12 protein-coding genes and 1 tRNA gene are annotated in these 13,955 nt (G+C 70.8%); 10 read left to right on the forward strand and 3 right to left on the reverse strand.

All coding sequences use genetic code 11. From position 1 onward, the window contains the following. Positions 1 to 132: 132 nt before the first annotated feature. Positions 133 to 933: an ABC transporter permease gene (locus PVE36_RS04195; RefSeq protein ID WP_277454773.1), complete on the reverse strand. Its 801-nt coding sequence runs from the start codon at positions 931 to 933 to the stop codon at positions 133 to 135. Then, positions 933 to 1,916: an ABC transporter ATP-binding protein gene (locus PVE36_RS04200; RefSeq protein WP_277454774.1), complete on the reverse strand. Its 984-nt coding sequence runs from the start codon at positions 1,914 to 1,916 to the stop codon at positions 933 to 935. Before PVE36_RS04200 ends, PVE36_RS04195 begins: the two co-directional genes overlap by 1 nt. 171 nt (positions 1,917 to 2,087) lie before the next feature. Here PVE36_RS04200 and PVE36_RS04205 point away from each other — a divergent pair, with 171 nt between their 5' ends. From PVE36_RS04205 to PVE36_RS04230, 6 genes are all read left to right on the forward strand, one after another. Then, complete coding sequence (locus tag PVE36_RS04205; protein ID WP_277454775.1) at positions 2,088 to 3,407, forward strand: hemolysin family protein; 1,320 nt, start codon at positions 2,088 to 2,090, stop codon at positions 3,405 to 3,407. Next, a complete protein-coding gene (locus tag PVE36_RS04210) occupies positions 3,404 to 4,435 on the forward strand; it encodes a hemolysin family protein (protein WP_277454776.1) in 1,032 nt (343 codons plus the stop codon). Before PVE36_RS04205 ends, PVE36_RS04210 begins: the two co-directional genes overlap by 4 nt. Positions 4,436 to 4,730: 295 nt before the next feature. Beyond that, positions 4,731 to 5,675 carry a hypothetical protein gene (locus PVE36_RS04215; protein ID WP_277454777.1) on the forward strand — a complete coding sequence of 315 codons (945 nt, stop codon included), beginning with the start codon at positions 4,731 to 4,733 and terminating at the stop codon, positions 5,673 to 5,675. 97 nt (positions 5,676 to 5,772) lie between these two features. Continuing rightward, positions 5,773 to 7,329: a sodium-dependent transporter gene (locus tag PVE36_RS04220; RefSeq protein ID WP_277454779.1), complete on the forward strand. Its 1,557-nt coding sequence runs from the start codon at positions 5,773 to 5,775 to the stop codon at positions 7,327 to 7,329. Beyond that, a complete protein-coding gene (locus PVE36_RS04225) occupies positions 7,326 to 7,469 on the forward strand; it encodes a methionine/alanine import family NSS transporter small subunit (RefSeq protein WP_277454780.1) in 144 nt (47 codons plus the stop codon). Before PVE36_RS04220 ends, PVE36_RS04225 begins: the two co-directional genes overlap by 4 nt. A 94-nt stretch (positions 7,470 to 7,563) precedes the next feature. Next, positions 7,564 to 8,055, forward strand: coding sequence for a Gmad2 immunoglobulin-like domain-containing protein (locus tag PVE36_RS04230; RefSeq protein ID WP_277454781.1), 492 nt, complete (start codon positions 7,564 to 7,566; stop codon positions 8,053 to 8,055). A 153-nt stretch (positions 8,056 to 8,208) separates the two neighbouring features. On the opposite strand, the gene PVE36_RS04235 is transcribed toward PVE36_RS04230, so the two are convergent. After that, positions 8,209 to 8,284, reverse strand: a tRNA-Arg gene (locus PVE36_RS04235). 98 nt (positions 8,285 to 8,382) lie between these two features. Between PVE36_RS04235 and argS the strand changes: the two genes are divergently transcribed. Genes argS through thrC form a run of 4 tightly spaced genes read left to right on the forward strand, consistent with a single transcriptional unit; the run spans position 8,383 to position 13,955 of the window. Next, the gene (gene argS / locus PVE36_RS04240) at positions 8,383 to 10,026 is read left to right on the forward strand and encodes an arginine--tRNA ligase (RefSeq protein ID WP_277454782.1); all 1,644 of its coding nucleotides are present in this window, start codon (positions 8,383 to 8,385) and stop codon (positions 10,024 to 10,026) included. Between the two features lie 19 nt (positions 10,027 to 10,045). Further along, positions 10,046 to 11,512 carry a diaminopimelate decarboxylase gene (gene lysA / locus PVE36_RS04245; RefSeq protein WP_277455757.1) on the forward strand — a complete coding sequence of 489 codons (1,467 nt, stop codon included), beginning with the start codon at positions 10,046 to 10,048 and terminating at the stop codon, positions 11,510 to 11,512. Continuing rightward, positions 11,509 to 12,852, forward strand: a complete 1,344-nt coding sequence (locus PVE36_RS04250; RefSeq protein ID WP_277454785.1) for a homoserine dehydrogenase — start codon at positions 11,509 to 11,511, stop codon at positions 12,850 to 12,852. The genes lysA and PVE36_RS04250 overlap by 4 nt, the downstream gene beginning before the upstream one ends. A 2-nt stretch (positions 12,853 to 12,854) precedes the next feature. Next, a complete protein-coding gene (thrC, locus tag PVE36_RS04255; protein ID WP_277454786.1) occupies positions 12,855 to 13,955 on the forward strand; it encodes a threonine synthase in 1,101 nt (366 codons plus the stop codon).

Consider the following 13,955-nt stretch of genomic DNA (forward strand, 5'->3'; position numbering starts at 1 on the left):
TGCGAACCGGGGCCCGAAGTCACCGCGGACCCCTCCTGTGGACAAGCCTAACGTGAGCAACGCCATGCGCGGTCGGGCGGCCACGATGTGTCGCGATCCGATCGACCGACGGCCCGTGGCGGCGACGAGCGGTCAGCTGATGTCGGCACGCACCGTGCGCCACGACCCGATGCCGGCGAGCACCACGGCGTACCCGGCGAGCACGAGCGCACCGGCCCACCACTCGAGCTGCGCGGCCCCGGCGGTGGGGCCACCGGTGACACCGCCGACCATCGCCTGGGTCGCCGCCGACGGCAGGTACTGGGCCACGTCCTGCCCCCAGTCCCAGAAGGTGAAGGCGAAGCCGACCAGCGGCTCGACGATCCACGCCACGCCGACGGAGATGAGCAGTGCCGCGACCTGGTTGGGGATGAGGATGCCGGCGCCCAGGCCGATGAGCGCCCACAGGCCCAGCACGAGCAGGCTCAGCGCCAGCGTGCGGCCCACCCCCGCGGAGGGGAAGATCTCGGCGCCGCGGGCACTGAGCACGGCGGCGCCCACGCCGACCGAGCCGGCGAGCGAGACCACGCCGTACATGGCGCCGATGACCAGCAGGGAGAGGACCTTCGCGCCCATGACAACGGAGCGCTTCGGCACCGCGAGGAAGGTGGAGGTGATCGTCTTGTGCCGGTACTCGCTACCGATCTGCATGACCCCGACGGCCAGCGTGAGCAGGTAGGCCACCCCCAGCCCGGCGGTGTAGACCGACTTGGCGACCTCCTCTGGGCTGCCGCCGAACTGCTGCTCGGGCGGGGTGCCGGTCTGGTCCATCGTCATCAGGAAGCCGAAGAGCGCCGCGAAGCCCGCGCTGACGACGAAGACGGCGATGGCCATGCCCCACCACATGCGGGTGGTGAAGTACTTGCGGAACTCGGCTCGGATCGCGCCCGGCATCAGCGGTCCCCTTCCTGACCGGCGGCCGCGACCGGTGTCATCGGCTCGGCGTGCTCGCCGGAGGCCTCCACCGACGAGCCGAGGTTGCGGTTGGTGCCCTCGGTGAGGGAGAAGAAGAGCTGCTCGAGGTCGGCCGCCTGTGGCCGCAGCTCGTGGACCGGCACCCCGGCGCGCAGCGCCACGTCGCCGATGAGGCGCAGGTCGTCGGTGTCGGCGAGGACCTCGCCGTCAGGGCCGAGGGTCGCGGTGACGTCGGCGACGCGCAGCGCACCGACGAGGGTCTCGGCGTCGGTCGTGCGCACGAGCGAGCTGGCCGCGCCGCGCAGGTCCCCGACCGTCCCCTCCCGCACGAGGCGGCCGTTGCTGATGATGATGACCTCGTCGACGGTCTGCTCCACCTCCTGCAGCAGGTGGCTGGAGATGAGGATCGTGCGCCCCTCCTGCGCGAGGTGGCGCAGGAAGCCGCGCAGCCACCGGATGCCCTCGGGGTCGAGGCCGTTGGCCGGCTCGTCGAGGACGAGCAGGCGGGGATCACCGAGCAGGGCGGCCGCCAGGCCGAGGCGCTGGCGCATGCCCATGCTGTAGCCGCCGGCGCGCTTGCGGGCGGCCGCGGGGATGCCGGTGAGCTCGAGGAGCTCGTCGACCCGGGAGTCGGGGACGCCGGCGGGCGCGGCGAGCACGCGCAGGTGGTCGCGGCCGGTGCGGCCGGGGTGGAAGTTGGTCGCCTCGAGCGCGGAGCCGACGTGGGTCATCGGCCGGTCCAGTCCGATGTACTCCTGTCCGTCGATCGTGGCCGAGCCCGAGGTGGGGTGGATCAGGCCGAGCAGCATCCGCAGGCTGGTCGTCTTGCCGGCGCCGTTGGGCCCGAGGAAGCCGGTGATCCGCCCCGGCTCGACGGTGAAGCTCAGGTCGTCCACGGCGGTGAAGCCGCCGAATCTCTTGGTGAGGTTGCGTACCTCGACGCGCGCGCCGGTCACAGTCATGTGCGTAAGTCCCCTGTCGCAGTGTGGTGTCCGGCACCCATGCAACCACTGGAGCAGGTGTGTCCCCAAGCGACATCCCGAAGGGGGTGGGCCCGGGTCGTCCTGCCCCGTCCGCCCGGAAGGTCGCCGTCGTCCCGTCACCGAGCGCGGTGACCGTAGAATCCCGACATCATGACCATCGGTCTCCTCGTCCTCGCCCTCGTCCTGACCCTGGGCACAGCGCTCTTCGTGGCCGCCGAGTTCTCCCTCGTCGCTCTGGACCGTCCGGCCGTCCAGCGGGCCGTCGACGCCGGTGACGCGCGGGCGCGGCCGGTGCTCGGCTCCCTTCGCCGCCTGTCGACGCTGCTGTCCGCCTGCCAGGTGGGGATCACCGTCACCACGCTGGCCCTGGGGTACATCGCCAACCCGGCGATCGGGTCGCTCATCTCGCCCGGGCTGGAGGCGCTGGGCATGTCCGAGGCGGCCGCGTCGCGCAGCGCCGGCGGTGTCGCCCTGGTGATCGCCACCGTCTTCTCGATGATCCTCGGCGAGATGGTCCCCAAGACCCTCGCCGTCTCCGCACCCCTCGGCACCGCCAAGGTCGTCGCCGTGCCGATGCGCGTCGTCGGCGCGATCTTCAAGCCCGCGATCGTCGTGCTCAACGGCTCGGCCAACTGGGTGCTCCACCGCATGGGTGTCGAGCCGCAGGAGGAGCTGTCCGCCGCGCGCAGTCCCGCCGAGCTGGCCTCCCTCGTGCGCACCTCCGTCGAGGCGGGGACGCTGGACTCGGGCACCGGCCGGCTCGTCGCGCGCTCGCTGGGCTTCGGGGAGCAGACGGCCGCCGACGTGATGACGCCGCGCAACCGGGCCAGCTCCATCGACCGCACCGCTACCGCCGAGGAGCTCGTCGCGCTCGCGCGCCGCACCGGGCACTCCCGATTCCCGGTCACCGCCGGCGACGACTGGGACGACATCGACGGCGTCGTCCACGTCAAGAAGGGCATCGCCGTCCCGCACGACCGACGCGACTCCGTCCCGGTCTCCGCGCTGATGATCGACGCCGTGCTCGTCCCCGAGACGCTGCGCCTGGACCCGCTGCTGCTGCAGCTGCGCGAGGCCGGCCTGCAGATGGGGGTGGTCGTCGACGAGTACGGGGGGACCGCCGGGCTGGTGACGCTGGAGGACCTCGTCGAGGAGATCGTCGGGGAGGTCCACGACGAGCACGACCGCGTGCAGACCACGGGCCGCTCGCTCGGCGACGGCAACTGGACCGTCCCGGGACTCTGGCGTCCCGACGAGGTCCACGACCGGATCGGTGCGCCGGTGCCCGACGGTGCTGCGTACGAGACCGTCGGCGGCTGGGTCATGGCCGAGCTCGGACGCGTCCCCGAGGTCGGTGACGTCGTGCGGATCGACGGCTGGGAGGTGACCGTGGTCGACATGGACAACCACCGGGTGGACCGGCTGCGGTTCGGCCGGCAGGTCGATGCCCAGGACGGTGTGTCGGAGTGACCCCGGTTCTCATCACCGTCGCGCTGCTGCTGGCCAATGCCTTCTTCGTCGGCGCGGAGTTCGCCGCGATGGCCGCCCGCCGCAGCCAGCTCGAGCCCCTGGCCGACGAGGGCAACAAGCGGGCCGCCGTGGCCGTCGAGGCCATGCAGCACACCGGGGTCCTGCTCGCGACCTGCCAGCTGGGGATCACGATCTGCTCGGTGCTCCTGGGTGCGATCTCCGAGGCGGCGCTGCACCACGCGCTGCACCCGGTGATGGTCAGCGCGGGTGTGCCGGACGCCTTCACCGACGCCACCTCGCTCGTGCTGGCCATCCTCATCGTGGTCTACCTGCACGTCGTCGTCGGCGAGATGGTCCCCAAGAACCTCGCCATCGCCGGGCCGGAGCGCTCCGCGATGTGGCTCGTGCCGCCGCTGATGTGGGTGATGAAGGTCGCCAAGCCGGTCATCCTCGGGATGGACTGGGTGTCGAAGGCCTTCGTCCGGGCGATGGGCATCGACCCCAAGGACGAGGTGGGCGCTGCCTTCACCGCCGAGGAGGTCCAGCACATCGTCGCCGAGTCCCACAAGGAGGGGCTCGTCGAGGCGGACAAGTACGGCCTCGTCGGTGCGGCGCTGGAGTTCTCCGACAAGGACGCCGTCGACGTGGCCATCACTCCCGGGGAGCTGGTCACCGTCGCGCCCGGCGCCACACCCGACGACATCGAGCGGCTCGTGGCCAAGCACGGCTTCTCCCGCTACCCGGTCGCCGGTGACGGGGGAGACCTCAGTGGCTACCTCCACCTGAAGGACGTGCTCTACGCCGACGAGGAGGAGCGCAGCCAGGCCGTCCCGCCCAAGCGCATGCGCCGGATGGCCACCGTCCGCCCGGACGACGAGGTCGAGGACGTGCTGCGGACCATGCAGCGCACCGGCACCCACGTCGCCCGCGTCGTCGGCGACGACGGCCGCGTCAGCGGTGTGGTCTTCCTCGAGGACGTCATCGAGGAGCTCGTCGGTGAGGTGACCGACTCGACCCAGCGCGGCTGACCCCCTTCGTCCGGGTGTGTCTCTCTCGCACGTCCCACGATTATCGGGTCACCCGAGAATCTGGAGACTCCTCGTCATCAGGTGGTCGCTTGGTGCGTCATGGAGCGGGTCTTGTCGCACGAAGTGACCACCTGATGTGTTGGCCGGGACGCTTGGGCCCGGGTGCCGCTCCTCCTTCCCAACAGGTGGTCAGTTGGTGCGTGATGAGGCGGGTCTTGTCGCACGAAGTGACCACCTGAGCCGGGGTGTGGAGAACTTCGCGGCGCGGAGAGGCTCCCCGGGCACGCTGATGGGCGTGGCACGACCCCTGAACTTCCCGGAGCCCTTCCACGAGGGCAGCTTCCGGGTGCGCGATGCGCGGGACGCGGTCCCGGGCGGGAGCCTGCGAACCCTGGCCAACCCGTACCGAGGGGTGCGCTGCCACGACGCCCCGGACACCGTCGTCGAGCGGTTCGGGGCGCTGCGTTTGGTGTGCCCCGGGGACCTCGCCCTGTCGCACTGCTCCGCGGCCGAGGCGCTCAACCTGCCGCTTCCACGGGAGTGCGAGCACGACGCCGTGCACGTCATGGGTCCGTGTGCACGGATCCGGAGGCGAGGGGTGGTCGCCCACCGCGGACTCGACCGGCGTGAGGTGACGACACTCCGCGGCATCCCGGTGACCGGTCTGGCCGACACCTGGCTGGACCTGGCTCCCTTCGTCAGCCTGGAGGACCTCGTCGTCATTGGTGACGCAGTGGCCAGGCGCCTGGGTGGGACCGATCCGCTGCGCGCGCTGCTGGGCCGTCGCGTCCCGGGGGTGCGCCGGGCCCGCGAGGCGCTGGAGTGGATCCGGGTCGGGTCGCGCTCGCCGATGGAGACGCGCTCACGCGTGCTCTTCGTGCGCGCCGGGCTGCCCGAGCCGGAGCTGAATGTCGACATCAGCGATCCCGATGGCGGCTGGCTGGCGACGGGGGACCTCGTGTGGCGCGAGGCGAAGGTCGTGGGGGAGTACCAGGGCGCGGACCACTTCGGTGACTACGAGCGTGGGGACGACGACATCGTCCGACGGAGGCTGGTGGAGGCGGCCGGATGGACGTACGTCGACTTCACCAAGGACGACTACTTCCGGCGCCCGCGGCGACTGGTCCTGGTGCGTCGAGTGGCCGACGAGCTCGGCTGCGCGCTGGACCCCGGCGGCATCCGCACGATCTCCGAGCGGGCCGGCCTGCCCGGGCGACCGTTGCGCGCCTGCGGCGGGTGACCGCGCGTATGGGGACGACACGCGCGTGCCACCATTCCCCCAGCCCTTCGCGAGGAGCATGCTGGGGGTAGTTGAAACACAGGAGGAGGAACACGACATGTCGACCACCAAGGCTCCGGTCGCGCGACGAGAAGGTTTCTCGACGCGCCGGGTCTTCATCTTCGCCGCGATCGGCTCCGCCGTCGGTCTGGGCAACATCTGGCGATTCCCGTACGTGGCGTACGAGGGTGGTGGTGGCGCCTTCGTCATCCCGTACCTCGTCGCGCTGCTCCTCGCGGGGATCCCGATGCTGTACCTCGACTACTCGATCGGGCACAAGTTCCGCGGGTCCGCTCCGCTGTCGTTGCGGCGGCTGCACCGCGGCGCCGAGTGGCTCGGGTGGTGGCAGACGCTCATCTGCATCGTCATCGCGATCTACTACGCGGCCATCCTCGCGTGGGCGGTGAAGTACACGATCCTCTCCTTCGACAAGGGATGGGGAGACGACCCGGAGGGCTACCTCTTCGGCACCTACCTGCAGGCCGCCGAGACGCCCGGCCCGACGCTGGACTTCGTCCCCGGCATCCTGCTGACGATGATCATCATGTGGGCCATCATCATCGGGGTGCTCGCGCTGGGGGTGCAGACCGGTATCGGACGGCTCGCGCTGGTCTTCATCCCGATCCTCGTCGTGGCCTTCCTCGCCCTCGTGGTCTTCGCGCTGACGCTCGACGGTGCCGGCCAGGGCCTCAACGCGTTCTTCACGCCCGACTGGGCGGCGCTGGGGGACACCGGCGTGTGGATCTCGGCGGTCGGACAGATCTTCTTCAGCCTGTCCGTCGGCTTCGGCATCATGATCACCTACGCCAGCTACGTCAGCCGCAGGACCGACATGACCGGCTCCGGTGCGGTCGTGGCCTTCTCCAACTCCGGCTTCGAGCTGCTGGCCGGCATCGGTGTCTTCGCGGCGTTGGGCTTCATGGCGCAGGCCGCCGGGAGCTCGGTCAGCGAGGTCGTCTCCAGCGGGATCGGGCTGGCGTTCGTCGCCTTCCCCGCGATCATCAACGAGGCCCCGGCCGGCGCGCTGCTCGGCGTGCTGTTCTACGGCTCGCTCGTCCTCGCCGGGCTGACCTCGATGATCTCCATCGTCGAGGTCGTCATCGGCGCGGTCCGCGACAAGATCGGGATCTCCCGCAGGGCGGCGACCTTCGTCGTCGGGGTCCCGATGGCGGTCCTGAGCACCGTGATGTTCTCGACCACCGGGGGGCTCTACCTGCTCGACACCATGGACGCCTTCGTCAACTCCTTCGGCATCGTGGTCGTCGCCGCCGTGATGATGCTCGCCATCGCCTTCGTCTTCCGGAAGCTGCCGGTGCTGCGCGAGCACATGGACCGCATCGGCTCGATCAAGCTCAAGGGCTGGTGGCCGGTGCTCATCGCGGTCGTCGTCCCGGTGCTGCTGGTCGTCATGCTCGTCCAGGAGCTGCAGTCGAAGATCGCCGAGCCGTACGGGGGCTACCCGGCCGAGCTGCTCAACGTCTTCGGCTGGGGCATGGCCATTGCCCTGCCGATCATCGCGATCGTCCTGTCGCTGGTCCCGTGGCGTGGGGACGTCGACCTCGAGAATGCACCCGAGGAAGCTGCTGAGCTCGTCGATGGAGGTGAGAAGGCATGACCACGACGGCAATCATCATGATGATCATCATGATGCTGACCATCTGGGGTGGGCTCCTGCTCGCGATCATCAACCTGGGCAAGCGCGGCAACGTCGCGCGCGAGGACGTCCGCGGCGCAGAGGTGCACCGAGACCTCTGACCCGCGCCCGCAGGAACCGCGGTCGACCCCTGTCCGGCAGGGGCCGACCGCGGTACCTTTTTTGTGGGGGGAATCAGTCACTACGGGGGGAACCATGAGCATCGAGATCCAGCAACCGCAGCCGCACGACATCGTCGGTGACACCGTGATGATCGCCGGCACCGCCGGGGGAGCCTTCGAGGCGAACTTCAACTACCGCGTCACCGAGGGGCACGACGAGGTCACGGGGCACTTCATGGCCGGCGACGGGATCGGGGGCCACGGCCAGTTCCAGGTCTCGGTCGACGTGTCCGCCGCGGCCTTCACCCTGCACACCGCGTTCGTCGAGGTCTTCCACGTCTCCGCGCGGGACGGGGCCGAGCTCGGCACGCGGGTGGTGCCGGTCATCCTCGGTCGGCTGCTCGTGCCGGGGTACCGCACCTACCTCGAGCACGTCGTCAGCTCGGGCGAGACGCTGTGGGGCATCGCGCAGACGCACTACGGCAACGGCAGCCTCTACCACCGGCTGGTGCACGCCAATCCCGGCATCACCAACCCCAACCAGATCAGCGTGGGTGACCTCATCCGGGTGCCGCGGGCCCTGTGAGTCCCTGCGGGGCGCGAAGGGGGCGCGCCCCCGCGCGAACCGCATCCCGTGGTCCCTCGCGGACCTGTGCAAGAGAAACCCCGGGTTCGCACGAGTAAGAAACTCGTGCGAACCCGGGGTTCATCGGGTCACCCGATAAACGTGTGACCCACGTGGCGCCCCCGGCAGGATTCGAACCTGCGGCCCCTGGTACCGGAAACCAGTGCTCTATCCCCTGAGCTACGGAGGCAGTGGGTGATGCCGCATGAGATTAACACCAGCGCGCGCCGTCCCGAGAATCGATCCGCCGCGACAGGGCCTGCGCCCCCGGACCTAGACTGAGCGATCGTGACCCCCGAAGAGCTCTCTGCAGCGATCCGCGCCGCCCTCTCCGCCACCGTCGAAGCGGGCGACCTGTCCGTCGAGGTACCGACCGAGATCCGCGTGGAGCGACCCAAGCAGAAGAAGCACGGGGACTGGACGACCAACATCGCCCTGCAGCTCGCCAAGCCCGCCGGGATGAAGCCGCGGGACGTGGCCACCCTCGTGGCCGACCGCCTGCGCGAGGCCGAGGGCATCTCCGCGGTCGACATCGCCGGGCCCGGCTTCCTCAACATCACCCTCGAGACCGCCTCGGCCGCTGAGCTCGCGCGCTCCATCGTCGAGGCCGGCGCCGTCTACGGCCACAACGAGGCGATGGTCGGGCACACGGTCAACGTCGAGTTCATCTCCGCCAACCCGACCGGCCCCCTCCACATCGGCCACACGCGCTGGGCCGCGCTCGGCGACTCGATGCGCCGGCTGCTCGTCGCCTCCGGTGCCGACGTCACCGCCGAGTACTACATCAACGACGCGGGCGCGCAGATGGACACCTTCGGCGCCTCGGTCCTCGCCCGGGCGAAGGGGGAGCCCACCCCCGAGGGCGGCTACCCCGGGCCGTACGTCGACGACCTGGCGGCCACCGCCCTTCGCCTCCGTCCCGACCTGCTCGACCTGCCGCACGACGAGGCGCTCGCCGTGGCCCGCCAGATCGGGTACGAGACCCAGCTCGGGGACATCCGCGCCACGCTGGTGGACTTCGGCGTCGAGTTCGACGTGTGGTTCTCCGAGAAGAGCCTCCACGAGGGCGGCGCGGTCGACGCCGCGATCGAGCGGCTGCGCGAGCAGGGGCACGTCGACGACCGTGACGGCGCGGTGTGGCTGCGCACGACCGACTTCGGCGACGACAAGGACCGCGTCATGGTCCGCTCCGACGGCGTGCCGACCTACTTCGCCGCCGACGCCGCGTACTACCTGAGCAAGAAGGACCGCGGCTTCCCGGAGAAGATCTACCTCCTGGGCGCCGACCACCACGGCTACGTCAGCCGCCTGAAGGCCATCGCCGCCTGCGCCGGGGACGACCCCGACCGCAACATCGAGATCCGCATCGGCCAGCTGGTCAACCTCGGCGGCGCCAAGTTGTCCAAGCGCGCCGGCAACATCATCGAGCTGCGGGACCTCATCTCCTGGATCGGCACCGACGCCGTGCGCTACTCGCTCGGGCGCTACCCCGCGGACTCGCCGCTGAACCTCGACGGCGAGGAGCTGCGCAAGCAGACCAACGACAACCCCGTCTTCTACGTCCAGTACGCCCACGCGCGCACCTTCAACGTCGCTCGCCTTGCTGCCGAGGACGGCATCGACCGCGACGCGGGCTTCGACCCGGGCCTGCTGTCGCACCCGACCGAGGCGACGCTGCTGGCCGCGCTCGGTGACTTCCCGCGGGTCGTCGCTCACGCCGCCCAGCTGCGCGAGCCGCACCGCGTCGCCCGCTACCTCGAGGGCCTGGCCACCCACTTCCACAAGTGGTACGACACCTGTCGCGTGCGCCCGCACCGCGACGAGGAGATCACCGACACCCACCGCACGCGCCTGTGGCTCAACGACGCCACCCGCCAGGTGCTGTCCAACGGGCTCGACCTGCTCGGCGTCTCGGCGCCCGAGCGGATGTGAGGCGGTCATGGCGACGAACATGAGGGCCCACGAGGCCGGGACCCTGCACGCCGACGGTTACGGCATCACGCCCAACTGGCTGCCCGAGCCGGAGGACCTGTCCGCGCTGATGCCGCAGCTGTGGGCGCGCAACACCGCCCGCGACGACAGCGGCGCGCTGACCGTGGCCGGGGTGCCGGTCACCGACATCGCCCGTGACTTCGGCACCGCCGCCTACGTGCTGGACGAGGACGACTTCCGCGCCCGGGCGCGTGCCTTCCGCGACGACTTCTCCGCCGGCTTCGAGTCGCTCGGCGGCGCCGACGTCTACTACGCGGGCAAGGCCTTCCTGTGCACGGCCGTCGCCCGCTGGATCATGGAGGAGGGTCTCTTCCTCGACACCTGCTCCGGTGGTGAGATGGCCGTCGCGCAGCGGGTCGGCTTCCCGCCGGAGCGCATCGCCCTGCACGGCAACAACAAGTCGCGCGCCGAGCTGCGCCAGGCGCTCGAGTGGGGTGTCGGCCGCATCGTCGTCGACTCCTTCGCCGAGATCGACCGCGTCGCCGAGATCGCGGGCGAGCTGGGCGTCGTCGCGCCGGTGATGGTCCGCGTGACCGTCGGCGTCGAGGCGCACACCCACGAGTTCATCGCCACCGCGCACGAGGACCAGAAGTTCGGTTTCTCCCTCGCAGGAGGGTTCGCCCGGGAGGCGGTCGACCGGATCGTGGCGAAGGGGGAGTCGCTGCACCTGCTCGGTCTGCACAGCCACATCGGCAGCCAGATCTTCGACACCTCCGGCTTCGAGATCGCCGCCCGCCGGCTCATCGAGCTGCACACCGAGATCGCCGACGCGCACGGCGTATACATGGCGGAGATGGACCTCGGCGGCGGGTACGGCATCGCCTACACCTCCGAGCACGACCCGCTCACGCCGCGGCAGCTCGGCGAGCAGATGGGCGGCCTCGTCGAGCGCGAGCTGAAGGCCTTCCACGAGGAGCACCCCGAGGCGCCCGCGCCGCGCGTGTCCATCGAGCCGGGCCGCGCGATCGCCGGCCCGAGTGCCTTCACGCTCTACGAGATCGGCACGATCAAGGACGTCGAGGTCACCTCCGAGCTGACCCGCACCTACGTCAGCGTCGACGGCGGCATGAGCGACAACGTGCGCACCGCCCTCTATGGCGCGGACTACTCCTGCGCCCTCGCCTCGCGCACCTCCGAGGCGCAGCAGCGCCTGGTGCGTGTCGTCGGGCGCCACTGCGAGAGCGGCGACATCGTCGTCATGGACGAGTACCTGCCCGAGGACATCACCGCCGGTGACCTCATCGCGGTGCCGGGCACCGGGGCGTACTGCCGATCGTTGTCCAACCAGTACAACCACACCCCGCGGCCCCCGGTCATCGCCGTCCGCGACGGTGCCGCGCGAACCATCGTGCGTCGCGAGACGATCGATGACCTGCTCGCGCTCGACGTCGACGACACCCCCATCCCGTCCCAGGAGGTCCGATGACCACCGCGGTACCGAGGCCGGACCAGACCGCCTCGTCCCACCCCCTTCGCGTCGCCCTCCTCGGCGGAGGCACCGTCGGCGGCTCCGTCGCCCGGATGCTGCTCGAGCAGGCCGACGACCTCGAGCAGCGCATCGGGCGCCGCCTGGAGATCGTGGGCATCGCCGTGCGCCGGGCCGGGCGGGACCGCTCCGACCTGGGCGTCGACGCGAGCCTCTTCACCACCGACGCGGCGGAGCTGGTCACCCGCGCGGACATCGTCGTCGAGCTCATCGGCGGCATCGAGCCGGCCCGCGGACTGATCCTGAGCGCGATGGAGCACGGCGCCTCGGTCGTCACCGCCAACAAGGCGCTCCTGGCCGAGGACGGCGCGAGCCTGCACACGGCCGCCACCGACAACGGCGTCGACCTGTACTACGAGGCCTCGGTCGCCGGCGCGATCCCGATCCTGCGCCCGATCCGCGACTCGCTCGCGGGTGACTCGATCAACCGCGTCATCGGCATCGTCAACGGCACGACCAACTTCGTCCTCGACGCGATGGACACCACCGGGGCCGGGCTCTTCGAGACCGTCGAGCGCGCCCAGGCCCTCGGGTACGCCGAGGCCGACCCGACAGCCGACGTCGAGGGCTTCGACGCCGCGGCCAAGGCCGCGATCCTGTCCTCCCTCGCCTTCCACTCGCGCGTGAGCACCGAGGACGTGCACCGCGAGGGCATCACCGGCGTCGGCGCCCGTGACATCCAGGCCGCGCAGGACATGGGCTGCACCGTCAAGCTGCTCGCGATCTGCGAGAAGGTCGAGACCCCCCGCGGCACGGGCATCTCCGCCCGCGTGCACCCGGCGATGATCCCGCTGACCCACCCGCTGGCGTCGGTGCGCGAGGCCTACAACGCCGTCTTCGTCGAGGCCGAGGCCGCCGGCGACCTGATGTTCTACGGCCAGGGCGCCGGGGGAGACCCGACCGCCAGCGCCGTCCTCGGGGACATCGTCGCCGTCGCCCGCACCCGGGTCACCGGTGGCCGCGGGCCCGGGGCGAGCAGCTACGCCAACCTGCCGGTGCTGTCGATGGGCGAGGCGATCACCCGCTACCACGTCAGCCTCGACGTCGATGACCGCTCCGGTGTGCTCGCGGCCGTCGCGACGAAGTTCGCCGAGCACGACGTCTCGATCGAGACGGTGCGCCAGCAGGTCGTCACCGACGAGGAGGGCGACCCGCGCGCCATGCTGATCATCGTCACCCACGCGGCCACCGATGCCGCGCTCTCCGCGACGGTCGACGGGCTGGCCCAGCTCGACGCGGTCAACGAGGTCACCTCCGTCATGCGCGTGGAAGGGAACTGACCATGGCCCACCAGTGGCGCGGCGTCATCACCGAGTACGCCGACCGGTTGCCGATGCTGGCGGGTGCGCCGGTCGTCACCCTGCGCGAAGGGGGGACCCCCCTCATCCCGGCCGAGCACCTCTCCGAGCTGGTCGGCGCGCAGGTGCACGTCAAGTACGAGGGCCTCAACCCGACCGGCTCCTTCAAGGACCGCGGGATGACCGCAGCCATCTCGATGGCGGCGGCGAAGGGGGCCGAGGCCGTTATCTGCGCCTCCACCGGCAACACCTCCGCGTCGGCGGCGGCGTACGCCACCAAGGCCGGGATGACCTGCGCGGTCCTCGTGCCCGAGGGCAATATCGCGATGGGCAAGCTCTCCCAGGCGATCGCGCACGGCGCCACGCTGCTGCAGGTCGACGGCAACTTCGACCACTGCCTCGAGGTCGCCCGCAAGCTCGCCGAGAGCTACCCGGTCGAGCTGGTCAACTCGGTCAACCCGGCGCGCATCGAGGGGCAGAAGACCGCGTCCTTCGAGGTCGTCGACGCGCTCGGGGACGCCCCGGACATCCACTGCCTGCCCGTCGGCAACGCCGGCAACATCACCGCCTACTGGCGCGGGTACCGCGAGTACGCGAGCGCGACCGAGGGCCTCGGGGGCACGCTGGACGCCGTCGCCACCCGGACCCCGCAGATGTGGGGCTTCCAGGCCGCCGGGTCCGCGCCGATCGTGCTGGGGCACCCGGTCGACGAGCCCGACACCATCGCCACCGCGATCCGCATCGGCAACCCCGCCTCGTGGACCCAGGCCGAGCAGGCACGCGACGAGTCCGGTGGCTCGATCACCTCGGTGACCGACGAGGAGATCCTCCATGCGCACCGCATCCTCTCCGCGCGGGAGGGGATCTTCGTCGAGCCGGCCTCCGCGGCGTCGGTCGCCGGCCTCCTCAAGGCGAGTGCCGCCGGTCAGGTGCCGGCGGACGCGACGATCGTGTGCACCGTGACCGGCCACGGCCTGAAGGACCCGCAGTGGGCCCTGAAGAACGCTGACGGCTCCGACGTCACCCCGGTGCGGGTGTCCGCAGACGCCTACGCGGTCGCCAGCGAGCTCGGTCTGCAGGGCTGA

Origin of the sequence: Janibacter sp. DB-40 (assembly GCF_029510815.1) — a bacterium.
Taxonomy (GTDB): domain Bacteria; phylum Actinomycetota; class Actinomycetes; order Actinomycetales; family Dermatophilaceae; genus Janibacter.

Bases quoted from the DNA above. Each gene is read 5' to 3' on its own strand.
- PVE36_RS04205 (WP_277454775.1), top strand. From the start codon at position 2,088: ATGACCATCGGTCTCCTCGTCCTCGCCCTCGTCCTGACCCTGGGCACA.
- PVE36_RS04225 (WP_277454780.1), top strand. From the start codon at position 7,326: ATGACCACGACGGCAATCATCATGATGATCATCATGATGCTGACCATC.
- thrC (WP_277454786.1), top strand. From the start codon at position 12,855: ATGGCCCACCAGTGGCGCGGCGTCATCACCGAGTACGCCGACCGGTTG.
- PVE36_RS04250 (WP_277454785.1), top strand. From the start codon at position 11,509: ATGACCACCGCGGTACCGAGGCCGGACCAGACCGCCTCGTCCCACCCC.
- PVE36_RS04195 (WP_277454773.1), bottom strand. From the start codon at position 933: ATGCCGGGCGCGATCCGAGCCGAGTTCCGCAAGTACTTCACCACCCGC.
- PVE36_RS04220 (WP_277454779.1), top strand. From the start codon at position 5,773: ATGTCGACCACCAAGGCTCCGGTCGCGCGACGAGAAGGTTTCTCGACG.
- lysA (WP_277455757.1), top strand. From the start codon at position 10,046: ATGAGGGCCCACGAGGCCGGGACCCTGCACGCCGACGGTTACGGCATC.
- PVE36_RS04200 (WP_277454774.1), bottom strand. From the start codon at position 1,916: ATGACTGTGACCGGCGCGCGCGTCGAGGTACGCAACCTCACCAAGAGA.
- PVE36_RS04230 (WP_277454781.1), top strand. From the start codon at position 7,564: ATGAGCATCGAGATCCAGCAACCGCAGCCGCACGACATCGTCGGTGAC.